This window comes from Lysinibacillus sp. NPDC086135 (assembly GCF_044746345.1).
Lineage (GTDB): Bacteria > Bacillota > Bacilli > Bacillales_A > Planococcaceae > Lysinibacillus.
On sequence record NZ_JBIVCA010000015.1, the window covers coordinates 59,789 to 86,420 of the forward strand.

21 protein-coding genes, 1 pseudogene and 1 riboswitch are annotated in these 26,632 nt (G+C 37.8%); of the genes and pseudogenes, 2 read left to right on the plus strand and 20 right to left on the minus strand.

Features of this window, described 5'->3' with window-relative positions; translation table 11 throughout:
• Nucleotides 1-13: 13 nt before the first annotated feature.
• The 17 genes from ACIPKN_RS18540 to ACIPKN_RS18620 all read right to left on the minus strand — a co-directional run bounded on the left by ACIPKN_RS18540 (nucleotide 14) and on the right by ACIPKN_RS18620 (nucleotide 22,136).
• Nucleotides 14-1,339, minus strand: a complete 1,326-nt coding sequence (locus tag ACIPKN_RS18540) for a nucleotide sugar dehydrogenase (RefSeq protein ID WP_400938798.1) — start codon at nucleotides 1,337-1,339, stop codon at nucleotides 14-16.
• A 571-nt stretch (nucleotides 1,340-1,910) separates the two neighbouring features.
• Nucleotides 1,911-3,074, minus strand: a complete 1,164-nt coding sequence (locus tag ACIPKN_RS18545; protein WP_400938801.1) for a dicarboxylate/amino acid:cation symporter — start codon at nucleotides 3,072-3,074, stop codon at nucleotides 1,911-1,913.
• A gap of 142 nt (nucleotides 3,075-3,216) precedes the next feature.
• Nucleotides 3,217-3,501 carry a hypothetical protein gene (locus ACIPKN_RS18550; protein ID WP_400938804.1) on the minus strand — a complete coding sequence of 95 codons (285 nt, stop codon included), beginning with the start codon at nucleotides 3,499-3,501 and terminating at the stop codon, nucleotides 3,217-3,219.
• Nucleotides 3,502-3,779: 278 nt separating this feature from the next.
• On the minus strand, nucleotides 3,780-6,959 hold the full coding sequence (locus ACIPKN_RS18555; protein ID WP_400938806.1) for a hypothetical protein: 3,180 nt from the start codon (nucleotides 6,957-6,959) through the stop codon (nucleotides 3,780-3,782).
• Nucleotides 6,956-8,380 carry a glycosyltransferase family 2 protein gene (locus ACIPKN_RS18560; RefSeq protein ID WP_400938809.1) on the minus strand — a complete coding sequence of 475 codons (1,425 nt, stop codon included), beginning with the start codon at nucleotides 8,378-8,380 and terminating at the stop codon, nucleotides 6,956-6,958. The genes ACIPKN_RS18555 and ACIPKN_RS18560 overlap by 4 nt, the downstream gene beginning before the upstream one ends.
• Nucleotides 8,377-9,423: a HEAT repeat domain-containing protein gene (locus ACIPKN_RS18565; protein ID WP_400938812.1), complete on the minus strand. Its 1,047-nt coding sequence runs from the start codon at nucleotides 9,421-9,423 to the stop codon at nucleotides 8,377-8,379. The genes ACIPKN_RS18560 and ACIPKN_RS18565 overlap by 4 nt, the downstream gene beginning before the upstream one ends.
• Nucleotides 9,420-10,304 carry a response regulator gene (locus tag ACIPKN_RS18570; protein WP_400938814.1) on the minus strand — a complete coding sequence of 295 codons (885 nt, stop codon included), beginning with the start codon at nucleotides 10,302-10,304 and terminating at the stop codon, nucleotides 9,420-9,422. Before ACIPKN_RS18570 ends, ACIPKN_RS18565 begins: the two co-directional genes overlap by 4 nt.
• Before the next feature lie 458 nt (nucleotides 10,305-10,762).
• The gene (locus tag ACIPKN_RS18575) at nucleotides 10,763-11,617 is read right to left on the minus strand and encodes a MetQ/NlpA family ABC transporter substrate-binding protein (RefSeq protein WP_400938817.1); all 855 of its coding nucleotides are present in this window, start codon (nucleotides 11,615-11,617) and stop codon (nucleotides 10,763-10,765) included.
• A gap of 85 nt (nucleotides 11,618-11,702) precedes the next feature.
• The gene (locus ACIPKN_RS18580) at nucleotides 11,703-12,371 is read right to left on the minus strand and encodes a methionine ABC transporter permease (protein WP_142509371.1); all 669 of its coding nucleotides are present in this window, start codon (nucleotides 12,369-12,371) and stop codon (nucleotides 11,703-11,705) included.
• Nucleotides 12,361-13,389 carry a methionine ABC transporter ATP-binding protein gene (locus ACIPKN_RS18585; protein ID WP_400938819.1) on the minus strand — a complete coding sequence of 343 codons (1,029 nt, stop codon included), beginning with the start codon at nucleotides 13,387-13,389 and terminating at the stop codon, nucleotides 12,361-12,363. Before ACIPKN_RS18585 ends, ACIPKN_RS18580 begins: the two co-directional genes overlap by 11 nt.
• A 289-nt stretch (nucleotides 13,390-13,678) precedes the next feature.
• A riboswitch (SAM riboswitch) is annotated at nucleotides 13,679-13,783 on the minus strand.
• Between the two features lie 64 nt (nucleotides 13,784-13,847).
• Nucleotides 13,848-14,150, minus strand: coding sequence for a thioredoxin family protein (locus tag ACIPKN_RS18590; protein WP_400938822.1), 303 nt, complete (start codon nucleotides 14,148-14,150; stop codon nucleotides 13,848-13,850).
• 15 nt (nucleotides 14,151-14,165) lie between these two features.
• Nucleotides 14,166-14,507, minus strand: a complete 342-nt coding sequence (locus tag ACIPKN_RS18595; protein WP_132361835.1) for a toprim domain-containing protein — start codon at nucleotides 14,505-14,507, stop codon at nucleotides 14,166-14,168.
• Nucleotides 14,508-14,942: 435 nt separating this feature from the next.
• The gene (gcvH, locus tag ACIPKN_RS18600; protein ID WP_142509367.1) at nucleotides 14,943-15,323 is read right to left on the minus strand and encodes a glycine cleavage system protein GcvH; all 381 of its coding nucleotides are present in this window, start codon (nucleotides 15,321-15,323) and stop codon (nucleotides 14,943-14,945) included.
• A gap of 173 nt (nucleotides 15,324-15,496) precedes the next feature.
• Complete coding sequence (locus ACIPKN_RS18605; protein WP_400938826.1) at nucleotides 15,497-15,853, minus strand: arsenate reductase family protein; 357 nt, start codon at nucleotides 15,851-15,853, stop codon at nucleotides 15,497-15,499.
• 364 nt (nucleotides 15,854-16,217) lie between these two features.
• Nucleotides 16,218-18,002 (minus strand): acyl-CoA dehydrogenase family protein, encoded by a 1,785-nt coding sequence (locus tag ACIPKN_RS18610; protein ID WP_400938828.1) that lies wholly within the window; start codon nucleotides 18,000-18,002, stop codon nucleotides 16,218-16,220.
• Nucleotides 18,003-18,150: 148 nt separating this feature from the next.
• A complete protein-coding gene (locus ACIPKN_RS18615; protein ID WP_400938830.1) occupies nucleotides 18,151-19,323 on the minus strand; it encodes an acetyl-CoA C-acetyltransferase in 1,173 nt (390 codons plus the stop codon).
• Between the two features lie 428 nt (nucleotides 19,324-19,751).
• On the minus strand, nucleotides 19,752-22,136 hold the full coding sequence (locus ACIPKN_RS18620; RefSeq protein WP_400938832.1) for a 3-hydroxyacyl-CoA dehydrogenase/enoyl-CoA hydratase family protein: 2,385 nt from the start codon (nucleotides 22,134-22,136) through the stop codon (nucleotides 19,752-19,754).
• A gap of 364 nt (nucleotides 22,137-22,500) precedes the next feature.
• Between ACIPKN_RS18620 and ACIPKN_RS18625 the strand changes: the two genes are divergently transcribed.
• Both ACIPKN_RS18625 and ACIPKN_RS18630 read left to right on the plus strand, forming a co-directional pair.
• Entirely contained in the window at nucleotides 22,501-22,845 is a 345-nt protein-coding gene (locus ACIPKN_RS18625; RefSeq protein ID WP_256469537.1) for a thioredoxin family protein, read from the plus strand.
• A 58-nt stretch (nucleotides 22,846-22,903) separates the two neighbouring features.
• Nucleotides 22,904-23,407, plus strand: coding sequence for a C39 family peptidase (locus ACIPKN_RS18630; protein ID WP_142509385.1), 504 nt, complete (start codon nucleotides 22,904-22,906; stop codon nucleotides 23,405-23,407).
• 242 nt (nucleotides 23,408-23,649) lie between these two features.
• Here ACIPKN_RS18630 and ACIPKN_RS18635 read toward each other — a convergent pair whose 3' ends face one another.
• From ACIPKN_RS18635 to ACIPKN_RS18645, 3 genes and pseudogenes are all read right to left on the minus strand, one after another.
• Nucleotides 23,650-24,537 (minus strand): 5'-3' exonuclease, encoded by an 888-nt coding sequence (locus ACIPKN_RS18635; RefSeq protein ID WP_400938835.1) that lies wholly within the window; start codon nucleotides 24,535-24,537, stop codon nucleotides 23,650-23,652.
• A gap of 171 nt (nucleotides 24,538-24,708) precedes the next feature.
• A pseudogene (locus ACIPKN_RS18640) lies at nucleotides 24,709-25,254 on the minus strand (GNAT family N-acetyltransferase).
• A 111-nt stretch (nucleotides 25,255-25,365) separates the two neighbouring features.
• Nucleotides 25,366-26,358 carry an agmatinase family protein gene (locus ACIPKN_RS18645; protein WP_400938838.1) on the minus strand — a complete coding sequence of 331 codons (993 nt, stop codon included), beginning with the start codon at nucleotides 26,356-26,358 and terminating at the stop codon, nucleotides 25,366-25,368.
• Nucleotides 26,359-26,632 lie beyond the last annotated feature (274 nt).

Consider the following 26,632-nt stretch of genomic DNA (forward strand, 5'->3'; position numbering starts at 1 on the left):
CTAAAGAATCCCCTTATAATTTGTAATAATTTTCACTTTTAAATAGATATTGGGTGTTTCTCGTATCAAAAATTAAAGCAGCATGTTGATCAATTAATAAATAATCAATAGTTGCATGATTCGTTAAAATGACGACAGCATCAGCTTTTTGAATTAATTCTCGTGTTAGTGAAACAGTGTTAAAAATGTCGTTATCAACTGAAAATGTTCCGATAAATGGATCAACAACCTTTAGATCACACTGCTTTTCCTTTAATTTCTTAATAACATGTAGTGCTGGTGATTCTCGGAAATCATTAATATTAGGCTTATAAGTAATTCCAATAACTACAATCTCTGCTTCACTTATTTCTTTTTCCTGTGCATTTAAATAATTTTCTAGTCTTTCAACTACAAAGTTCGGCATGGAATCATTAATTTTATCTGCTGCCTCAATTAATGTTGCAGAAATACCATGCTGCTGGCCGGCCCATAATAAATATTTAGGGTCTACTGGTATACAATGACCGCCAACTCCAGGGCCAGGTGTAAATGGCATAAAACCATAAGGCTTTGTTGAGGCGGCTTCAATAACTTCCCACACATCAATATCCATCTTATGGCAAATCTGACTTAATTCATTGACTAGGGCAATATTAATTTGTCGAAATGTATTTTCTAGTAACTTTTCCATTTCAGCAACGTTTGGACTTGTTACAGCAAACACATTTGTATTGATTACTTTTTCATAAAAAAGCTTGGAAACTTCTAAACAAGCTGCTGTTATGCCGCCAACTACTTTAGGCGTATTGGAAACTGAAAAATTTAAATTCCCAGGGTCCACACGTTCAGGAGAATAAGCTAAAAATATATTTTGTCCAATAACGAAGTTACCTTTTTCAAGAATTGGTTGAACTATTTTTTCGGTTGTTCCAGGGTAAGTTGTACTTTCAAGAATTATTAAAGTATTAGGGGACATGTTTTGTTCGATTGCATTAGCTGCATCAACAATATACGAGATATTAGGTGTTCCATCTGCAGTCGTAGGTGTCGGTACACAAATAATAATGACATCTACATGTGCAAGTTTAGAAAAATCATTTGTCGGCTCAAGGTTCTCTTCATAAATTGCTTTTTCGATGATTGCATTAGACATATCAGCAATATAGCTAACACCACTTTTTAATTTAGAAATTTTTTCATTGTCTTTATCGAAACCAATTACTTCAAAACCTTTATTGACGATCTCCAAGGCTAATGGGAGCCCCACATAGCCAAGTCCAATAACCCCAATTGTAGCACTTCTTGTTTTGATTTTTTTTGATATAGCTAATATCGGTGACTCAATTTTTATTCCCATAAGCAATTACTCCTTGTCTAAGTTATTTTAAATTCAAAGACTACTTCTCAATTGCTAATTCTTTTACGCTTCATTCATTTGTATTATGAATTCCCCTCATCCCCACACCCATTCTCAGTAATATAATCCACAAATTTGAAATTTATATCTCTCCACACATATAGTACTAAATAAAACTAAACATTTTCTAAACAAATTCCATATAAAATGAAAAAACAACTATCTTATCGCATTTTTTTCTAACAAAACCTTAAATTCAATTCTTTAGCACTACGTTTTTTTCAATAACTCCCTACATAATCATTAAATTTTATTAAATTTTAGCAAGCACAAACTGTAATAATTTGTAACAAAAAAATTTCACTCTGTTCTTTTAAGGCTATTTAATTATTAGTAAATCCATGAGAAACGCTTTATAATCACAAACTGAAAAATGCACTCTCTCATTAATCTTTAAGAAAACTCCAACATCTGTATACTCGGTTAGCAACTAAATCCTAAGCAAAAAAAAAATCGCCGTAGCAGGCGATTTTTTTTTGCTTAGATGATGCTGTCCATGACTCATCCTGTATTAATTAGTTTTTTTGTTGAAACGATCAACAATCATAGATAATGCGCCATCTCCAGTTACATTTGTAGCTGTACCAAAGCTATCTTGCGCTAAGTATAGTGCGATCATTAGTGCAACCATTGTTTCATCGAAGCCAAGCATTGTTTGTAGTAAACCAATTGCTGCCATGACTCCTCCTCCCGGAACACCTGGTGCAGCAACCATTGTAATACCTAGCATAAAGATAAAGCCGATATATTGTGCAAAACCTATATCCATACCGTTCATCATCATAACACCTAAAGAACAAGTTACGATTGTGATCGTACTACCTGATAAATGAATGGTTGCAAAAAGTGGGATTGTAAAATTCGTTACTTTTTCTGAAGCTCCAGTTTTTTGTGATTGTCGCAATGTAATCGGAATAGCTGCAGCTGATGATTGTGTGCCCAATGCTGTAAAATACGCAGGTAACATTGTTCGAAGTAACATAAGTGGATTTTTCTTATTTAAAGTTCCCGCAGCAGTGTATTGCACTAGCAATATTACCCAATGCATCACAATTATAAGTACGAAGACAATTGCGAAGACAGATAAAATTTTTGCGACTTGCCCACCAAATGTCATGTTCAAGAAGATACCAAAAATATGAAATGGTAAAAGTGGAATAATAACAAATGAAATTAATTTTTCAATGATCTTATTAAACTCTTCAAAACCGCGTTTCATCACATCACTTTGAATGGCTGTCATTCCAATCCCTACGATAAATGCAAAAATTAATGCTGACATAACACCCATTAATGGCGGCATTTCAACTTTAAAGAATGCCTGTGCTAAAAATCCCTCTGGGTTTTTCATGCTTTCCATAGCACCATTTGATATGAAATTGGGCAACACATTTCGCGCTACCAAAAAGGCAAAGATTCCTGCAATGATTGTTGAGAAATAGGCAAAGAATGTTGCCAAACCTAATAATTTCCCGGAGCCTTTCCCAAGCTGAGCAATGCCCGGAGCAATAAATGCAATAATAATAAGTGGTACAACAAAATTTAAAAAATTACCGAATAAGCCATTGAATGTTGCAAATATACGTACAATTGGCTCTGGCATAAAGCTTCCGAGTATTACCGCTAACAAAATAGCGACAATAATTTTTGCCAATAGACCAAATTTAAGCTTCATTATATTGTCCTCCTTAAAAATACAACTGTCTTTCTAGAATGTAATATTAGTAATTTAACATAAACAATCGTGAGAATATACAGTTCAATAAATAGACGGAATTATAAAATATTTTTGTATTTTCAAACAAAATAGTTCATTATCATAACGTGGGGTTGATTTCCGTTCCGACTGGGCGCTTTGTTGCTGCCGCTTCGCTTTCGCACAGAAAAAACATTTGTTGCTGCCGCTTCGCTTTCGCACAGAAAAAACATTGTTGCTGCCGCTTCGCTTTCGCACAGAAAAAACATTGTTGCTGCCGCTTCGCTTTCGCTACAGAAAACATTTGTTGCTGCCGCTTCGCTTTCGCTACAGAAAACATTTGTTGCTGCCGCTTCGCTTTCGCACAGAGCAAAGCTTCCTGAGGGCGTCCGATGAGCCGCTTCACTCGCGATGCTCGCTCCAGGGTCTCGGACCAACAGATGTTTTTTGCGCGAAAGCGTAGTGCCAACGAAGCGGCAGCAGCACGATGTTGGTCACGAAGGCGTTATCACAGAAAGTGATGCTTTTAGCCTTCGTTCCTTTATTGCTAATCCCCAAGGAGTCGCTCAGTCTCCACTCCAATCAACGTATATATCGTACGTTTTAACAAATAACATCCCAACTTTTAGTAATGAGCAAAAAAAACTTAGAATAGGCAAAAACTTACCTATCCTAAGCTCTCATTTAATATGCTTTAAATAATTTTTGTAAAATATAATATGATTGTTTTAGACGCTCTTCAAACTTAGGTGTTTGCCATGATTCCCAAGTATAAGGTGAGAGTTTCGGTAAGACTTGGCCATTTGTCTCTGGTAAAGATTTTACAACTTTGCCCTCTTTATCTACAAAGACCGCACCAATATAAATATTATCCACTTTCGTCGAAGCTGTCTCTCCATCTTTATATAAATCTCCCATAAACTCACGCTGGCTTGGATCTCTAGTTTGGATTAGTAGCCAAGGAATTCGTAGCTCAATCACATGATCATCCGTCCATGTATAGTCTACTAACGAATTATAATCTTTTGCTTTTGGATTGGCATTCCCTTGAAGCAGCTTCCCTGTTTCATAATGACTGAAGTCAGTAGTGATGTTTTGCTCTGGTAAGTACAACTCTTTATTTAACACATAATAAATCGGTGCAAACTTACCACTATTTTTTGTAGGAACTGCCATGCGAGGTGGAATCAGATTTATATTATGACCGTAAAAATAATCATAGAAATCATAGTATTCATCTATGACCACTCGAGAGTCTCCACTTTTATTTAATTCCACCATAAAATCTACGCCATTTGAAAACGTCATATCTTTTATTGATGTTGCCGACGTATTTCCTTGGTTTGGTACTACATCAAGTAAAATACGAGGTGAAGCTTTTTCTAAAACATCACTTTTTAATTTGAAATACAAATATCTTTCATCATAATCGACAGCAAAATCTGTTGTATCTGAAGGTGAGGTATTGTACAGTTGTGTACCTTTCCACTCCGTTGTATTGCCGTCTACTTTTACTTTAAATCTATCAAAGCTTAATACGCCAAATTGCTGTTCATTCGTTTGTGCATTGGACCAAAATGGTCGACGATTCGGGTCATCATAATCCATCGTATTCCAAGTCCGCTTAAACCACTCGTCCTGCCATGTAAAGATAAGACCTCCTAGCAAGCCTTCATGCATAATATCTTCATATAAATGTTGAAGTGTTTCACCCTGCTGCTGTTCGGACATATGCCCCTGATTCCAGCCATAAACATTTTCATGTGTCATACCGCGAGCTGCTGGGATTCCAAATTCCGCAATAAGAACAGGCATACGATGGGCTTCATGTAAGTCTTTTAAATATCCTGCATAACTATTTTTATTGCCCCGGAAATCTTTATAATTTAAATATTTTTGGTCGAAGTTAAAGAAGTCAGGGTAATATGGATACACATGATAGGAAGCAAATTGTCCTGGCGCCTGCATTTCACCCTTCGTATAAATGACATTTGGATTGACTCCTACCAAATCTTCATCCTCAGAAGGTTCAGACGGATGGTCTAGCAAGTCGGTTGTTACCCAGTTAGTAAAGCTCATTGGGCGAATCCAATTGTATTTATCCTTTTCATAAGTAGTAATAAGATCCATTTGCTCCGCTAACCAATGCTCAAATGGTGCAGCATTTTTCGTTTCAAAATACGTCCCATTGTATTCGCCTATATTAGCGTGTTTTTCGTTCGTACCGACTACCATGTGCGGATACCATTCGATTCCTAGCACCCAGCCAATAACATATTTTGAAACGTCAACATCGTATAAGCCTGAAGCATGTCCTGCTACTGGCTTCACATAAGTATTACCGTGGATAACATCTACCATGCGCTTCATTTCTACTTGGAAATCCTTTAAAGTAGTTTCATCATAGGCATCTAATGAATTAGACAAGCCTTCCTCATTAATCCACACACCATGCAATACATACAATGGTTTATCTGGGTTTTCCTCATTGTATTTAGCAAGTGCCCGATAAAAACCTGGCGGGTGTAATGTATAGACACGAATCGTATTGGCATTCATCTCAGCAATTTGACGGAACCAGCGATAGTACTCTTCTTCCGTAATTGCGGCCTCGCCAGGGAATGCTCCCGGTTTCCCCATGCCGATATTAACGCCCTTAAAGACTAGTGGCTCCCATTTCCCATCGTGTAAGACTTCAAATGATTCACCTTGAATACGTGCATTATAATTTTGTTTTTCATGATTAACGTTTTCTTTAACCTCTTTCTGCTCAAACGTTTCAAAAATTTTATGCATGACTGGTATATAAATCGACCAGTAAAATGAACTATCTGCATACTTTTCAGCATATTTATAAATAGTCGGTAAACCCTTTATTTTATAAAGGTTCGGTACCCGTGACATATCGTTGAAATCTCCAGCAAAGTAATAGCTTGTAGTGTAACGTTTATCCTGTGAAACGATAGCCGCAAATTGCTGCGGAATATCGTTGTCCTTTAATAGTTTTTCTCCATCTTTTGTTAAGTCCCATTTATAATTAGCAAGAGCATCCTCCGCATATTTAGGCGTGATAATATCAAACCAATAGCCATATTCTGCACTAGCGGAGGTATGAAAGAATTTTTGCCCTTCTTCAGTAAATTGCACCTGAATACCTTCTGTTTTTACATGCTTGTCCAGTTCCAGCACAATGAGCTTTTCTGTAATTTCATTAAATAGAAGAAAGCCACCGCCCTTATATGGCCAATTATCACCATGTTCATCTATGACCCATTGCGGGATTTCTGAGTTTTTATGATAATCAAGCTCATCAAAATAACGCCCAATCCATCCAGACCATGATATTCCTAAATAGTCCTGTAGCTCTTTTCTAACTGCCTCTGATGTTGGTGACGCAAATGTATTGTATTCAGCTATAAGCATACTTTTCTTGTTGCTTGCTAAACGACCTACTATTGATTGCCATTCTTCCATTTCTAAGCCACCAACAATTTTTTCTGAGCGTTTACCTAGACGCTTTTTTTCAATTAAATCATCCTTATAAACACCATACGTATCTGCCAAATAAATAACATCATAATTGCTATAGTCGGTCGGAAACTTTTTTTCAGATACTCTTTTCGTTTTATCATTCGGAATCGTACCATAGTAATTCTTTTGTGCATCATATGGTTGATGATCAATTGTGTATTTATAATGGTTTAAAAACCAGTTCACACCTAAATGCTCTCGATATGTTTCGTTCGAAACCGTTTTATCTAGGATCGCGACGTTCAGCGGTTTTTCATCGCTCAAATACCACCATGCTATAGGTGTAACAATGAGAATTAGAGTAGCTATGACCCCTATATATATTCGCTTCATACACTTTTCTCCTTTTCAGCAATACCGACACGCTTCATATTGCCCCAATCGCTTTTTCTTAGCACAAACCGAACTAATCCTTCACAGCGCCATAAAAGAGTGAGTGGTCGATACCAAAAAATTTCAGTAAATGCTAAAAGTATCATTCGTAATAGCTCTTTCTTTCTCGGGTAAGTGTTCATTGTCCATGCTTCGAATAGTATAGATGCAATTGAAAAAATAACTCCATAAATAACGAAGAGCAGCAACAGTATTACCGCTGCTTCATAATAGATTTTCCCTAAGAAAAATGCTACTACGATATAAATATAACCACCTAGCTCAACAATTGGACCTAGGCATTCTACAAGCCAAAAATAAGGCAATGCAATAAACCCTAACAAGCCATATTTTGGGTTGAATGTCATCGTTTTATGCTTCCAAAGACTTTCGAATAATCCTTGATGCCAACGTCTACGTTGATTTCGCAAAACCCCTAATGTCTGAGGTGCTTCCGTCCAGCACACAGGATCTGGTACAAATTCAATACGTTTCTTTTCTTTTTTCTTTCTTATCAAACGGTGAATATTCACGACAAGCTCCATGTCTTCTCCAATAATATTCGTTGAATAACCGCCCGCTTCCACAGCCCATTCCTTCGAAAAGACACTAAATGCTCCGGAAATAATAAGCACAAGATTGAATTTACTTAAAGCGATTCGTCCCATTAAAAAAGCTCGCAAATATTCTATTATTTGCATGATTACTAAGTAGTTATTCGGTAAATGGGTTGCAGTAACAGCACCAAGCTGCATTTTCGCTCCATTGGCAATTCGAATATTTCCACCTGCCGCAATCACTTCACCATCAGATAAAATAATCGGCTTCATTACACGAAGTAAGGATTTTTCATCTAAAATTGAATCACCATCAATAGAGCAAAAATAAGGATATTGCGAAACATTGATCCCTACATTTAATGCATCTGCCTTACCGCCATTTTCTTTATCTACTAGAATACAATTCTGATAGATTTCTGATTCATAAATTTGTTTAACTTCTTTTGTAGGGATATTTGTACGAACAATTTTATCAACGGGTTTCATTCGGAAATGCTCGATGACAGTTTGCAGTGTAGTGTCGGTAGAACCGTCGTTAATAATGATAATTTCTGTTTGCGGATATCGTAAATTCAACAATGAATAGACTGTATCTACAACTCCAACCTCTTCGTTGTAAGCAGGGACTAGTAAGGATACTGGTTTTGAGTAGAAGGCATCGATATACGCATCATCATATTCTGAGGGATCTAATTTATAGCGTTTGCGTAAATCTAGCATGGCAATTACAAACATTGCGCAATACGAAACAATAACGAATAACATATAAAACATAATAATGCCGCCAAAGAACCACATACAATAATCTAACATTAATTTCATTTGATCCCCTGCCTTCTGACTACTGTTTCCTGTGCCATTTCAATTGCATATTGGTCGTTTGAAGACTCCATAAATTGCTGTAATTTTGCAATTCCTTCTCTATTTTCTGCAATTGTTTTTGCTGCCTGTGATCGTACCCACCAATTTTCATCTTCAAGAAGCTGTTCTAAATAAGCATAGGTATATTCTAGCGGCACATGCTTAAAGATTTTTGCAATCATTAATCTTACTTCCCACATATCTGATGCCACAAATGGCACATAAGGATCGATTTCATCAATGACACCAATTTCGTAAAGACCCTTTAATGCTCTTATTTTTATTTCTGGTTCCTCATATGTTAATAGCTGTTTTAATTTCTCAATATATTGCATGTTTCTTTTGACAGCTGCAGTATCAATTGCAGCGTATTGAATATTTTTCGCCCAGCTATTAAAGTCTTCAAACAATCGAATAAATACGGAATCCTCTAACAATACAAATAATCTTCTATATTCGCTTTCAGAATAATGAATGCTCAATTCTTTAATTTTTTCGATAAACAATTCTTGTCGGAAGATAGAGTATATTTTTAACAACTGAAAATATTCTTCCTCCGAAATTTTGGCTTTCTCGAATTGTTGACAAGTATCTAATAATTCATCTATCTGTAAATCAGCAATTCGATATAAAGCATTCATCCTAATGCTCCAACGTTTACTTGCTAAATCCTTTTCATAAAACTTTTTTAAATAGCGATTAGAAAACTCTTTGATTTTATGTTCAACTTTTTCATTCGTTATATTTTTCAAATACGATGAAAAGATTATTTCGATAGCTGCTACTTGAGCTCTTCCACGGGGTACAAGCACAATAGAGAAATTTTCATCATTGAATAAATAGTTGTACCAGTGCTGTGAATAGTTTTGTAAATAAGTATCACGTGTTTTTGCAAAGCGAATCTCCCACCCATGTTGCAAAAGTAGATATATCGTAAATAAAAATAAAATGACTAATAAAACAACGATGACCGTTAAAAGAAAAGAAATCGATAGCTCGATCATAGCCAAAACCTCGCAAATGTGCTCCTGATTTTTGCTTCTAACAAACGTAAATTAAATGGTTTTACGATAAATTCATCGACTCCACCTTCATAAGCATTAAGTGTCGCCCCTTCTGAGTTTCGTTCCGACATCATATAAATGATGAACTTTTTCTCATTCGGCATTTCTCGTAAAATGTGCAAAATTTCTAAGCCGTTTTTACGTGGTAAAATATCGTTCATGACAACTAAATGCATATGGCCTGTTTTATAGGTTTCGGACTGTAAAAAACTATAGCCATCTTCATAGGTAGCAACGTCTAGCGTAAAATGAGGAATGTCTAAGTGAGTGAACGTTGTTTCTAGCACTTTTCTAAAGATTGCACTTTGTTCAATAATACTAACCTTTACTTGTTCCATCGATTGTACACTATAATCTGTAACCTGTTCTATTGACCAAATCTGCTGTTCATCATCTGCTAGTTTTTGCTTATTCTTGTCTAACAACGTTTCAAAGTTAGCGCTATTATTTCTTATTTCAGTAATGGAGGCTTTTAAAGCTATTTGCTGATATTCCCTTTCTTGCTTAAGAATTGCAAAAATCCGTTTTAAAAACGCCTTTACCTCAACTTCACTACTTTGCAGAAAAAATATTCCCCAATGTACGCCATCCGCTAATTGGAAAAGTAAATCTGTTTTTCGTATTTTTGATGTCAGAAAAGCTGAAATTTGATGATTCACTTGATTACGTTCTATATCAGTTCCTTGTGAGGAACTAGCTAATTTAAAAAAGACTGCCGTCATTGTTAAACGCGAGCGAATAACACTCTCACGCAAAATTTCAAAATAACCCTTCACCTCATGCTCCTGCATGATGTCTTCTGCAATGATTAATTTATTCATTTGTGTTCACTCCAGTGATGTAAGAAATATTTCATTCTCCTCTATTATTTTTCTATCATTTTTTTGATTTACAAACACAACAACTATAGTAATAAATATTACTTAACAATTACTATATAAAATATTTGGTAAATCAGTCACCTTTAAAATATATTATATTTTTGTCATGAAATACAAAAGAAGACTTCTTTTGAAAAAAAGTTATATTTTTCTGACGAAAGACCACCCTTCTTTAAACAAGAAAAAAGTCCCTTTAAGAATGTAACAATATAGTATTTTTTTGACATGCATTATGAAAGGTGACAGCAGTCCATAGAGGATATTGAAGCAAATGGCCACGGAAAAGAACCCGGAGTGAACATCAACCTTTGTTAATCTATACGCATTTATTCTTTTTCCGACAAAAAAAGGATATGTAAGCTTTCATGCTTACATACCCTTTTTTCGATAAATTCCAATTATTTAACTGGTACAACTGAGCCTTTCCATTCTTCAATAATGAAGTCTTGGATTTCTTTAGATTTTAATACTTCTATTAATTTTTTAATTTCAGGTTTTGTTTCATCACCTGCACGTACAGCGACAATATTTACATATGGAGACTCTTTATCTTCAAGAGAAATTGCATCTTTCAATGGATTTAAGCCGTTATCGATTGCAAAGTTCGAGTTGATTAGAACCGCATCACCTTCATTATTTTCGTACATTTGTACAAGCATTTCAGGCGCTGTATTTGCATCGAATTTGAAGTTTTTAGGGTTTTCTGCGATATCTTTTATTTCTGCTGCTGTTTTATCAACACCATCTTTTAATTTAATTAAGCCCTTAGCTTCTAACAATGAAAGCATACGACCGTGGTCTGAAACTGAGCTAGAAAGTAAAATTGTTGCCCCCTCTGGAAGATCCTCAAGAGATTTATATTTTTTAGAGTAAATTCCGATTGGTTCAATGTGAATAGCAGCAGCATTTACAAAGTCATAACCATTCTCTTTCATGCTAAGCTCTAAGAAAGGTAGGTGTTGGAAGTAGTTCGCGTCAAGTTCGCCAGATTCTAAATGTTGGTTTGGTAATACATAGTCTTGATATTTTTCAATTTTAAGATCGATACCTTCTTTAGCTAAAATTGGTTTTGCTTTTTCCAAAATAATAGCATGTGGTGTATTCGAAGCACCTACTGTTAATGTTACATTTTCTTTACTGTCACTATCACTAGATGATGAGCTTGAGCCTGTTTCTTCTTTTTTACCAGCACCACAAGCGGCTAGAGCTAGTACTAATACAGATAAAAATAAACCTGTTAATAACTTCTTCATTTTATTACTCTCCCTTTTTACTTATATTAAATATGTTAGCGGTATAAAACCGAGATAACCAAATGTTTGTAGTGTGATGCTCTTTTTAACGTTTATCTGTTTTCGCTGTAATTAAGTCGCCAATCCATTGAATAATAAATACTACTATTAAGATTAATATAGTCGCCATTAAAGTTACATCTGAGCGATTACGTTGGAAGCCATCTAAGAATGCTAAGTTTCCTAGACCACCTGCACCGATAATACCTGCCATCGCAGTATAACCAACAAGCGCTACAGCCGTTACAGTAAGACCAGAAATAAGCGCTGGTAACGATTCGGGAATTAATACTTTCCAAATAATCGTTGACGTTTTGGCACCCATTGAACGAGCCGCTTCAATAACACCTTTATCAATTTCGCGCAAGGCAATTAATACCATTCGTGCATAAAATGGTGCAGCTCCAATAATTAATGCTGGTAAAGCCGCGTCTGCGCCACGAATTGTGCCGAGTAAAAATTTCGTAAATGGAATTAATAAGATAATCAATACGATAAATGGGATCGAACGGAAAATATTAACGATTGATCCTGTTAAAAAATTCACAATTTTATTGGCCCATAGTTGGTTGGGACTTGATAAAAATAATAAGATTCCAATTACTAATCCAAGTATAAATGTGATGACCGTAGAAATTGTTGTCATGTACAATGTTTCATACGTAGCGTCCCACATTTTTTCCCAGTCGACATTCGGAAAGAGACTAGTTAGCATTTGCAATCACCTCCGTTTGTACTTCAACTGTATTTAAGTAGCTAAGTGCAGCAGCAACATTGGCCACTAAGCCATCAATTTGCACAATAAGTGTACCGTACGCTCCATTTTTCGTTTGCGAAATATTACCATGTACAATACTTACTTCTACATCAAACTGTTTCACAAGATGTGAAATGACAGGCTGCTCTGTTTTTTCTCCTACAAAGATTAGCTTCACAAGTTGTCCATTAGGATAATTTGCTTTAATTTGTGCCACAGTTTCCTGTGTTTCCTTCGTATCTGTAATTTGAGAAACGAATTTTTTCGTAATGGCCGCTTGTGGAGCTTGGAATACTTGTAATACTTCACCACGTTCTACAATTTCTCCAGCTTCCATAACCGCTACACGATGACAAATCTTACGAATAACGTGCATCTCATGTGTAATTAACACAATCGTTAGACCTAATCGTTCGTTAATATCGACAAGTAGATCAAGAATAGCATCTGTCGTCTCTGGATCGAGTGCGGATGTTGCCTCATCACATAACAATACCTCTGGATTATTAGCAAGTGCACGAGCGATACCTACCCGTTGTTTTTGTCCCCCTGATAGTTGTGATGGATATGCTTTTTCGCGCCCTTCCAAGCCAACTAGTGCAATCAATTCTTTCACATGTGCTTCACGTTTTGCCTTTGGCACACCTGCGATTTCGAGTGGGAAAGCGATGTTTTCTGCAACAGTTCTAGACCAAAGTAAATTGAAATGCTGGAAAATCATACTTACCTTTTGTCTAGCATCCCTAAGCTTTTGCCCCTTTATGGATGAAAACTCTTGATTGTTAACCGTCACCGTACCAGATGTAGGCTTTTCTAACCCATTTAACAAGCGAATCATTGTACTTTTACCAGCGCCACTATAGCCGATAATGCCGAAAATTTCACCTTTATTAATAGAAAGGTTGACGTCTTTAACTGCTGTTAATTCGCCATTCGTAGTTTTGTATTTCTTCGTAATATTTTGAAGATTAATCATAGCGAATTCTCCTTTTCTCATATCAATTATGCCTCGGCATAAGGTCACTCAGTCGTTGTTGTTGCTGTCGCTTCGCTTTCGCACAGATAAAACCGTGTTGCTGTCGCTTCGTTTTATCGCCACAGGACATGGCGTTCTTAGACTGAGTTCCTCTATTTCAGCGGATTTCTTTTGTACCGAAAGCGTAGTGACAGGTACAGGTGTTTGGACATCCGCTGAAAGAAGTTAAAAAAACCCCTTCACTTATAGACAAGTAGAAGGGGTCACGTAACTTATACGCTAAACCGTTCTCTCATCTTTCAAAGATAAATCTTTGGGTGATTTGGCACCTTTTCACGTTTGTGATGGTTGCTGGGCTTCATAGGGCACTTCCCTCCGCCGCTCTTTATAAGAGTTCGATATATTTATTGTTTTTTTAATATATTTGTTACTTTACCACGCGATTAATATTCCGTCAATTAATTTTTTAACAATTCGTATAAATACGGTACAGATTGAAAGGCATAAACCTTTGCTGTCATTTCTCCGCCTTCATATACGAGTAAACATGGTACACTTTCGATTTTATTATCATAAGCTATTTGCTCTATAAAATTTATATTCGCTTTACCAACCTGTAGTTGTGGCAACAATTGTTCAACAACCATCATCATTTTCGATGCAACTGCGCACGTTCCACACATTGGCGTATATAAATAAAAGGCAGCCTTTTCACCGGACTGGATAGCCGCGTTCCACTGCTCTATTGACCATTCTTCCATCTTTTTCACGCAACCTTACAAAATATACTCATTATGGATTGAGAAATGTGCACGAAGCAATATCGCCGCTAACACTTTCCTCGGAGTTGTCTCAACTTCCTTATATGTTGGCATCGTCCGTAAATGCTCAGCCTCTGGATAATGTCTGTCCATTAATGCCCGTAGCTTATTACCTGATGTATCTGCATCAAAAAATGTATAAAGCTCACAACCCTCATATGGATCGAGTAGCTCTTCTAATTGATGCACACCAATTGTACCATTTGTACAAAGTATTTTTACGTCTTCATTTAAAATAGGTTCGATTTGAAGTTTATCCGATCGGCCTTCGACAATTAAGCATTTTCCCTCGAACATCACGCCACCCCCATTTAGACATAGCCCTTATAATTCATTATATCAATAAACCTTGTCGTTGATACAGTTAGATACCTATTAATAAAGGAATATACTTGCATTTACTTCACCAACTATAGTGGAAGAATGAATGAGGATAATAAAAAACGTCGGTAGTTTCCGACGTTTTTCTGATTAATTTAGCCTCGACATAATTGCGTCCGGAATCGGCTTTGTGCTTAGGCCTGCACGATGGCCGACACGATGTCGGTCATTTCGGTAATGCCACAGGACGTGGCGTTTTTACCGATGCAGGTCAGTTAGCCATTATCGCATGGATGCGATGATGGCTAACATCCTTTAAGCACTCCTATCCGATTCCGTGACATCCGCCGGAGGCTTTAACTTCTTTTAGCTGATGTTTGGACACCTGCTGAAAGAAGCTAAAGGCTTGTCTTATTCTGCAATCATTTCTTCGTATTGCTCAGCTGTCATAAGCTTTTCAATTTCTGAAGCATCAGCAGGCTCTACTACGATCATCCATGCTTTTTCATATGGTGATTCATTAACGAATTCTGGGCTATCTTCTAAATCTGCATTTACTTCAACTACTGTACCTGAGATTGGTGCGTATAATTCAGAAACTGTTTTAACAGATTCTACGCTACCGAATGGATCATCAGTTTTGATTTCGTCGCCAACTTGTGGAAGTTCAACGAAAACGATATCTCCAAGTTCAGCTTGTGCGAAATGAGAAATACCGATACGTACTTTACCATCTTCTACTTTTACCCATTCGTGCTCTTCAGAGTAACGTAAGTCTTTAGGTGTGCTCATGCAAAAAACCCCTCCATAAATATGTAATATATTCATTTTCAGTGTGCCATACTTCTACCATAAAAACAAGAATCAATTATGCCTCATTCATCTCAACCATATAGAGGTGAAGACTTCTGACCTGACGCTTCGCTTTCACTACATACAACCTTTACTGAAACAAGTTAAAAGCGTCATTTCCAAGCTTGCTCAAAATCTGATTCTTTAAACCCTAAAGTAACTTTTTTTCCATCGGTTACTATCGGACGTTTAATCAACATACCATCTGATGCCAGCAGTTCAAGCTGCTCTTCTTCAGTCATTGCAGCAAGTTTATCTTTCAAGCCAAGCTCTCGATATTTCATACCAGAAGTATTAAAAAATTTCTTTAAAGGTTGTCCACTAGCTTGCCATAAGTTTGATAATTCGTCCTTTGTAGGTGGTTGTTCAACAATGTGTACCTCTTCGTATGAAACCCCATTGTCATTTAGCCATTTTTGAGCTTTTTTGCAAGTAGTACATTTCGGATATTGAATAAATTGAATCGTCATTTATAGGCTCCTCTACTATCATTTTTAGGAACTACATTTTCAGTGTATCCCTCATTTTCTGTAGTATACCATCATAACCATTACGAACCAAAATGAAACTCCTCATGCTAACCGTGGGTTAATTGGAGTTCCAGGCCACTAGCATCCGATGAGCCGCAACAAAAGCGCAGAGAGTGGCTAGACGCTCCAAAATGCCGAGCGCCGATAAGATACTAAGAATCGCTGATAACATGCCAACAATCACACAAAGCGCCCAGTCGGAACGGAAATCAACCCCTCGTTTTGCCAAAGAGCTACACTTTTATTTTCAACAAACAAAAAAACCTAGCTATCACATCTCGGATAGCTAGGGTTATTTTGCATATTAAACTACAAATTTTTCTGCTTCAATTAATTTAACAGAAGCTTCGCGTTTCTTCGCGATTAAGTTGTATGGGTTGTTGCGAGTTAATTTACGTAGTGCAGACAATGTCATGCGTGCAGCGTCGCCGTCTGCTGAAGCAAGAATCGTATCTTTTGCCTCTTTTTCAATTTCTGCAAATGCTTCTTGGCAGAAGATTTGAGTGTACAGTAATTTTTGATGCGCTTTTTCAGCACCGTCACGAGCAATCGCTTTTTCTGTACGTAATACAGCTGATTCCATCGCGAATAATTGGTTTGCGATATTAGCAATATTCACCAATACTTCTTGCTCTTGATCAAGCTTCGCGCCGTAGCGTTGTGCTGCTAAGCCTGCTGCTAATACAGCAATTTTCTTCGCATTTTTCACAAGATATTTTTCCTGTGCTAGCGGTTCTGTGCCTACATCTTCAGGCATTAGCATAAGCAGCTCTTGTTGTAAGTTTTGAGCAACTTGTAGCAATGGTAATTCACCTTTTAATGCTTTCTTCATAAATGTACCTGGTACAATCATACGGTTAATTTCATTAGTACCTTCAAAAATACGATTAATACGAGAATCACGATAAATACGCTCCACTTCGTATTCAGCCATAAAGCCGTAACCACCGTGTAATTGAACCGCTTCATCCGCAATGTAATCTAAAGTCTCAGAACCAAATACTTTAGCAATAGAACATTCAATAGCATACTCAGCAATTGCGCCAGCAATCACTTTCCCTTGCTTTTGCTCATCTGGGCTTAGCTGGCTTAAACGATCCTCAAATAAACCTACTGTACGATAGTTTAATGACTCAGATGCATATAAGTGCGATGCCATTGTTGATAGTTTTTCTTTTGTTAGATTGAAATCAGACAGCTTTGTTTTAAACTGCTGACGTTGGTTTGTATATTGAATGGCAAGCTCTAATGCACGCTTTGAGCCACCAATTGTTCCAACACCTAATTTATAGCGCCCGATATTTAAAATATTAAAAGCAATTACGTGTCCGCGACCTACTTCACCTAAAAGGTTTTCTACAGGTACTTCTGCATCTTCAAGGATTAATGTACGTGTCGATGAAGATTTGATCCCCATTTTTTTCTCTTCTGCGCCAACCGAAACGCCATTAAAGTCACGTTCAACGATAAATGCCGTGAATTTATCACCATCGATTTTCGCATAGACAACAAATACATCTGCAAAGCCTGCATTTGTAATCCATTGCTTTTCTCCATTTAAAATATAATGTGTCCCTGCATCATTTAACTTCGCAGTTGTTTTTGCACCTAATGCATCAGAACCTGAACCTGGCTCAGTTAATGCGTAAGCAGCAATTAATTCACCTGACGCAAGCTTCGGTAAATACTTTTGCTTTTGCTCTTCATTTCCGAAAAGTACAATTGGTAAAGAACCAATACCTACGTGCGCACCATGTGTAATAGAGAAGCCGCCAGCAACAGACATTTTTTCTGCGATTAATGCAGAAGAAACTTTGTCTAATCCCAGACCCTCATATTCTTCAGGTACATCTGCGCTTAATAAGCCGAGTTCACCTGCACTTTTTAGTAGACGAACCGAATGCTCAAATTCATGGTGTTCTAAATTTTCAACGACTGGTAACACTTCATTTGCTACATACTCTTCAGTTGTTTTAGCAATCATTTTATGCTCATCTGTGAAATCTTCTGGTGTAAATACACGATCTAATTCCACATCTTCAATAATAAATCCGCCGCCTTTAATGAAATCCGTTGTTTTTTCTGTCATGCTAAATTCCTCCCTATTTATCTATTGTTAGTAGCTTTAATCCCCAATATATAGAAAAGCTTGAAGCACTGTGTTCGGAGGCAACCGGAAACGCTGCACTCCAAGCTGATCTAGCAACTATCCCTATTTCTTCGAACGTTGAATTAAGTTATAAAATTTCAAATACCCCTGCAGCACCCATTCCGCCACCAATACACATTGTCACGACGCCATACTTCTTACCTTGACGCTTCAATTCATGAATAAGCTTTAATGTTAGAATGGCTCCAGTTGCACCAAGTGGGTGACCTACGGCAATCGCTCCACCATTGACATTTACTTTATTTTGGTCGATGCCTAATTGACGTACGACCTGTAAGGATTGTGACGCAAATGCTTCGTTAATTTCCCATAAATCAATGTCATCAATGACTAACCCTGCAATTTCAAGTGCTTTAGGTACCGCCACGATTGGTCCAATACCCATCACCTCAGGAGGTACACCACCAACTGCAAAGCCTAAAAACTTCGCCATTGGTGTAAGCCCTTGCTTTTCTGCTTCCTCACGATCCATTACAAGTACTGCCGCTGCACCGTCCGAAGTTTGAGAGGCATTACCAGCTGTAACACTGCCCTTAACATGGAAGGCTGGACGAAGCTTCGCTAAACCTTCTACAGATGTACCTGGACGTACACCTTCATCCATGCTAAACGTGAATTTTTTCACCTGTGGCTTGTTGTTGTCATCTACATAATGCTGCTCTACTTCGATTGGTACGATTTCATCATTGAATTTACCTTCTTTAATCGCTTTTTCTGCAAGCTCATGTGAACGAACAGCAAATGCATCCTGATCTTCTCTACTTACATTGTATTGACGTGCCACTTCCTCCGCTGTATGCCCCATCCCCATATAATATTGGGGAGCAGTTTCTGCTAGCGTTGGATTTAAGCGAGGTGTATTACCTACCATTGGCACCATACTCATAGACTCGACTCCACCAGCAAGAATCGCCTTAGAATGTCCTAGCATAACACGCTCTGCTGCAAAAGCGATTGCTTGTAAACCTGATGAACAGAATCTATTAATTGTCAGCGCTGGTGTTGTATCTGGTAACCCGGCAAGCGCTCCTATATTACGTGCTACGTTCATGCCTTGCTCAGCTTCTGGCATTGCACACCCTAAAATTAAATCGTCAATCGGACCTTCATAGCCCGCTCTTTTTAATGTTTCTTTGACAACAACCGCTCCAAAATCATCTGGTCTAACTGTTGCTAAAGAACCCTTCTTCGCTTTTCCAATCGGAGTTCGTGCTCCTGCTACAATAACGGCTTCACGCATCGTATTAATCCCCCTTTGTTTCATGTGCAAGTATGGTTAATTTCGTGTTATCAATTATGCCTCTGGCATAATTGCGTCCGGAATCGGCTTTGTGCTTAGGCCTGCACGAGGGCCGACACAATGTCGGTCATTTCGGTAATGCCACAGGACGTGGCGTTTTTACCGATGCAGGTCAGTTAGCCATTATCGCATGGATGCAATGATCTTAGGCTAACATCCTTTAAGAACTCCTTTCCGATTCCGTGACATCCGCCGGAGGCTTTAGGCCAACACGATATTGGTCACTCAGTCGTTGCCACAGGACGTGGCGTTCTTAGACTGAGTTCCTCTATTTCAGCGGATGTTGGATACCCGCTGAAAAGTGACTTGAATTCGCATTCATCTCACCACCTATAGAGTTAGGAGACTCCTGCTGAAAGAAGTTAAAGTTAGTTACGCAGCGGTTTTCCCTTTAAAAGCATGTGCTGCATTCTTTGTTGAGATAAAGGTTCTGCAACTAGGCTTAGGAACGCCTCACGCTCAAGGTTTAATAGGTATTGTTCATCTACTAATGTGCCATATGGAACTTTACCACCAGCAATGACATACGCTAATTTTTTAGCTATTTTTAAATCATGTTCACTAATATAGCCTGATTCAAACAATCCTTGCGCACCGATTAATAGCGTACCGTAGCCTGATGCACCGACTACAGGAACTTTCGCAGGTACAGGTGGTTGATAGCCTGCCTCATAAAGCGCTAGTGCTGCTTGTTTTGCATCATATAGTTGGTGATCTGGGTTAACAGAAATCCCATCAGCAAAGTTTAAGAAGTTATTTTCACGTGCTTCTTCGCCAGACGTCGAAACTTTTGCCATCGCAACTGTTTCAAATACTTTATTAGCAATATGTTGATAGTCTACCTCAACACCATTTGGTAGCCCTTTGATGAATTTTTGGTAAAGTGCCTTATTACCGCCGCCACCAGGAATTAATCCTACGCCGACTTCCACTAAGCCCATATACGTTTCCATTGTTGCTTGAATATGTGCTGCTGGTAAGCAAACCTCTGCTCCTCCACCAAGTGTCATAGCAAAAGGTGCTGCTACAACAGGCTTACGAGCGTATTTAATCTTTTGCATTGCATCTTGGAATGCTTTAATAACGAAATCTAACTCAAAAATATTATCATCCTGTGCTTCTACTAAAATCATTCCTAGATTCGCACCAACACAGAAGTTTTTCCCTTGGTTACCGATGACTAAGCCTTTATAGTTAGCTTCTACTTCATCGACTGCAAAGTTAATCATTTGAATAATGTCCAAACCAATTGCATTTGATTGGGAATGGAATTCAAGTAAGGCAATTCCGTCACCTAAATCTATTAAGCTAGCACCTGTATTTGATTTAATAACACCGTGCTTTTTCTTATAGCGTTTTAAGTTAATTTCTTTTTCATTAACTGGCACTTTTACATATTCAGAGCCATTATAATACGCTAGATCACCGTCAATTTCCGAATAGAAAGTTTCAAAGCCGCTTGCTAACATATCTTTGACAAATGCCGGCACTTCACGACCTTCAGCCTCCATTTTAGCTACGGACTCTTTGACACCAATTGCATCCCATATTTCAAATGGCCCTTGCTGCCAACCGAAGCCCCATTTCATAGCATTGTCAATCGCAACAATATCATCAGCAATTTCACCGTGTAGCTGTGCCGAGTAAATTAGCGTTGGAGCGAAGATACCCCATAATAACTCTCCTGTGCGATCCTTCGCATATGTTAGTGCTTTTACTTTATTGGCTAATCCACGAGTTTGTTTTGCCATCTCAATAGAAGGTGTTTTTAATTTTTTTGCTGGGCTATATTCTAGTGTGTCTGGATCAATTTCAAGAATCTCTTTACCTTGCTTCAAGAAGAACCCTTGACCTGATTTTGCTCCTAACCAGCCGTTTGTGACCATTTTCTGTAGGAATTCTGGTACTGCAAATACTTGCTGCTCTTCACCAGTTGTTTGATCATAAACGTTTTTCGCTACATGGATAAATGTATCTAAACCAACAACATCCAGCGTTCGGAATGTTGCAGATTTTGGACGACCGATTAGTGGACCTGTTACAGAATCCACCTCACCAACCGAATAGCTACCCTTCATCATTTCTTGTAAAGTAATTAGTAAACCGTACGTTCCGATACGGTTGGCAATGAAGTTCGGTGTATCTTTAGCAAGTACGACACCTTTTCCAAGCACATCTTCGCCAAATGTTTTCATAAAGCTTACAACCTCAGGCGCTGTTGTGTTTGCCGGAATGACTTCAAGTAATTTCAAATAGCGTGGCGGGTTGAAAAAGTGAGTTCCTAGGAAATGCTTTTTAAAATCTTCTGAACGCCCTTCTGCCATTGCATCGATACTTATGCCAGATGTGTTAGAACTAATAATTGTGCCAGGCTTACGTACAGCATCAATTTTTTCATATAGGCTTTGTTTAATCGCTAAATTTTCAACGACAACTTCAATAATCCAATCTACATCTTTTAATTGCTCTAAATCGTCCTCAAAGTTACCAACCGTTAGTAGTGATAAATTTTTCTTAGAAGTAAGTGGTGCTGGCTTTTGCTTTAATAACTTTTGAAGCGCTCCGTTAACGATTCGATTTCTTACAGCAGGATGCTCTAAGGAAAGACCTTTCGCTTCTTCCTCTTTTGTTAGTTCCTTCGGTGCAATGTCTAATAATAATGTTGGAATACCGATGTTTGCTAAATGTGCTGCAATTCCAGAACCCATTACTCCAGAACCTAGAACTGCAGCTTTTTTAATATTGTAAGTCACAAGCAATTCCCCCTTATTCTCCCATTGAATGAATAGCCATTCATTTTTTGGCTAAAAAAATTTCAAGTTTGCCTTAGTGTATTTTTGTCCAGATCATTTTACGCGTAATCTGTGACATACGACTGAGGCTTATCTTCATTCAGCTACCATTTTGGATTAGAGGTTAATATCTTCTGCTGAATAAAGATAAAACTACTTTTTCTGTTTTTAGTTTAGATTATTTTGTCTGATTTAGCAATCTTTTTTCACCAATTATTTTTTCGATACACAACTTTTTTTGTTTTTTACGAGCGAAAACATAACAATAAGTAGATAGCAATAATTCCAAACAGAAAACTTTCAGGTTGAGGAAAAAATGTGTAGAATGGAAAGCAAGGAGAGTGAAATACTAATGAAAACAATTACAACTGCTGAACAATTTAATGAACTTATCTCAGGTGATCAAAAAGTTCTAGTGAAATTTTACGCTGGATGGTGCCCAGATTGCACACGCATGAATATGTTCATCGATCCAATTATCGAAGAGTACAACCAATATGACTGGTATGAACTTAACCGTGATGAGCTTCCAGAAATCGCGGACAAATATGATGTAATGGGTATTCCAAGCCTACTAATTTTCCAAAACGGTGAAAAATTAGCACACTTACATAGTGCAAATGCTAAAACACCTCAGCAAGTTATAGAATTCTTATCTGCACAACAATAATGGAAAAACGAGCTGCATTTCTTTTTGAAATGCGGCTCTTTTTAAAAAGGAGATTATGATGCGCCAGCAACTGTCGCTACTTGGAAAGTCTCAATATGATGCATCCATTTCACCAAAATACCATAATTCAGCTTGTGGTCCTACAACTGTACACGTAGTCTTAAATTATTTAGAAGATCAAGCTCCCTCGGTAAATGAGCTTTATAAACTTCTCGGTGGCACCAAAATCGGGTTATTTAAATGGCGGCTAATTCGCAATCTTCGTCGGCTCCGTCCGACATGGGATATTCGTGACTGTACGTTAAAGGAAGCTATGCAGGAAATCGATGCAGGTCGCCCTGTCGCCATACGCTTTGATCGATATTTCAGCTTAAATTGGCGCGATAAAAAATCTACCTTCGTCTATCATTGGGTCCCCCTCATTGGCTATGAAATACGCAATGATGAGCTGTGGTTAATATTCCATGATAATGGCGGCCCTAATCGTGAGAGTAAAATTCGAACGGCTCCTTTTAAAGATAATGAAAAAGTATTGAGCTTCGTGAAAATTACACCGAGCTAGACGAGAGCGTGCTTGCAATGCTAGAAACGCTCTTTTCTTATCAATAATTTAAGCTTACTCAAAATTTGTATAATAAAAGCAGAGCATAATTCTATACTCTGCGTGGATAACTTGATGTTTGTTGATTAATTATGCCTCGGCATAATTGCGCCCAGAATCTGCTTTGTGCTAAGCATGCAAATGTTTTTTGTGCCGAAAGCATAGCAACAGGTACAGATGTTTGGACACCCCGCTGAAAGAAGTTAAATAAGTGAATAAAGTGAACGTGCCTGCTTGGCGATTAATGTGTAGCCAAGTTCTTCTATTTCTTTGAACGTTTGAGGCTCGTAATTAGGTAATACTAAGCTCGCTAATTCTGCCTCGATTGGTACGTTCGTTTGAATTGTTGCAAGCTCGTGTGACAATTTTAGCATGTCTATATTCTCTTTAATTTTTGTGCGTTGACCTGGCTTTAATTCGTCTATTGACGTAAGAACATTTTCGATAGAACCATATGTTTGAATTAACGTAAGTGCCTGCTTTGGTCCAATACCTTTAACGCCTGGATAACCGTCACTCGTATCTCCCATAAACGCTTTGACCTGTGCAAATTGAATAGGTTCGATGCCATATTCCTCTTGAAAGCGCGTATGCGTATAAACGTCATACTCTGAGTAGCCTTTTTTCGTAAAAGCAATTTCTGCTGATGGTCTTAAAAGTTGCAGTAAATCCTTGTCTCCGCTAATTACCGTAATGTCAGCCTCATCCTGAAACTTTGTAATCATTGAGCCAATTAAATCATCTGCCTCCATTCCTTTAACACCGAAATTTTGCCAACCAATTTGTTGCGATAAATTTTTCGCCATATCAAATTGCGGTTGCATTTCCTCTGGTGGTGATGGACGGTTAGCCTTATAGCCATCAAATAATTCATTACGGAATGTATGTGCACCCATATCCCAACAAACAGCAAGATGGGTCGGCTTCATAATAGATTGTGCCGTTAATACATGACGCACAAATCCTTGGGCACCATTAGAAGGTGTCCCATCCGCCAGGCGAATATAATGCCCCATCGCAGCCGATGCAAAAAATGAACGGAATAATAGCGCCATGCCATCCACAATTAAAAGTTTTGGTTTTGTTGTCATATAAATAGTCCTCTCTATTACAATACAATAATTGTATTTATCTATCATACTTTTATGAAGCATTGTCTATTATAGCAAACTATATGAGAACATCTACAATATATAGCATAGTGTTAATTTTATGCAGTACCTAAACTTCCATCATTATGCCTCGCCATAATCATCATTTTATTAGAGAGCCAAGACGGGGTATTCTGCCTTTAAAAGCCCATAAACATCAACGTCTTCATATGTATCCACTAAAAATCTATTTTGTCTCAATGTTCCTTCTTTGCGCAATCCACACTTTTCTAACACCCTAGTCGATGGTTTGTTTCTAGAAATGGCAGATGCCCAAATTTTGTTAAGACCTAGTTCGATAAAACCAAAATGAATCATGCTATTTACAGCTTCGGTTGCAAAACCTTTCCCCAAATAGTCCTGACCAAGCCAATAGCCAAGTTCACCTCTATTGTTGACCTTGTCAATTCTTAACGTAATCGTACCTACAATTTCTCTCGATTCTTTTGAAACAATTCCTAAAGGGTATTCGACTCCTCGTTTTATAAGTTCTGGCTACATATTAATCCAATCTTGTGCGAACTTCAATTCATATGGGTGCGGAAGCCCAAGAATATCTGCTAATCTTTTGTCATTAGCTAATTTTTTGATTCTGAATGCGTCATCCATAGTAAAAGGTTCTATACATAGACGCTCGGATTCTAATTTTATAACCATATTTCCTCCCCCTTTGTTATCAATAAGCCCCCTTGTTTCGGACAATCTTTATGCAAAAAAGTTGATTGCATCACACTTTACGACCTGCGTGAGAAACCGACTTTTACTGGATTATTTACTGACACCTTGGACGTTATTTTTTTGAATACGATTGCGGTAATCCAGTCGAATACCTGTTAGCCATTGTAAAAATGCTGTCACACCCATTTTCACTGTTTCGGGGCGTAGATCCCCCTCCTTTGGATCGGCATAGACAAAGTCAATATGGCGGACTCCTTCATTTTCTCCAATGAGCTTTAGAATATCAAATAATTCACAGGCCGTTAAACCACCTGGTGTTGCAGCAGGTACATCTGGGGCGAATGTAATATCGAGCACATCCAAATCAACAGATACATAAATACGATCTACCTCATACATAAGCTGACGGAGCATTTCACGAATTGTTAATTGTATGCCATCACGACGCATTTGCTTTAACGTAATCATATGTATTCCTTGTTCTTTCGCGTAGTGAATCATTTCAGGTGAATTAAAAAATCCGTGTAACCCGACATTATAAACATGTTTCCCTTCTACAACGCCTGCTGCAATGAGCTGCTGTATTGGAGAATCCATAGCTAAACCAATTTCCTCCTGATTCCGAGCATCCAAATGCGTGTCAATTTGAATAATCCCTATGCGATCCTTTGGAAAAGCATTCTTTATTCCTCTAAGAGAGCAAGCTGTTATCGCATGATCTCCACCTATCAGACACGTGAAACTTTTAGAATATGCGGTGCTTAAACTTTCAGCCGCAGCTTCTATAGCTGACTCTGAAAGCATTCTATCCGTCTCATGGATTGCTACATCACCTACATCAACGACTGCCAACGCGCGCAAATCTACTTGCTCATCTAAATTATAAGATTGAAAACTTGGCCAAGCCTTTCGAAATGCTGTTGGATACAGTGCCTTTTCGGATGGTTTACTATCATACGATAATAAAGCACCGTACAAAATAATATCTACATCATTTGGAAGTGGATTTTCTTTTTGCTTCACCCATTGATGCATAGCTGAACCATTTTCTTGCTTATACTGCCATTCTGGTTGAATAAACATGTTAACCGACCGCCTTTACGTCATTTTTCTATAACTATCTTCAAATTTTCCCATTCTATATATTGAAAATTCATCAGCATAACGAAGGGTTGATTTCCATTTCGGCTGGGCGTTTCCCTGGGGCGTCCAATGCCGAATTAAAGTCAATTGCCCTATACTTCTTTATTGATCCTATAAATATACCTAGTGAAATATCTTCCATATTAATAGTACCATTAGTACATACACTTTCGTCAAAGTTCGGTATTTTCCCTCTTAATTTCTTAAAAAATCT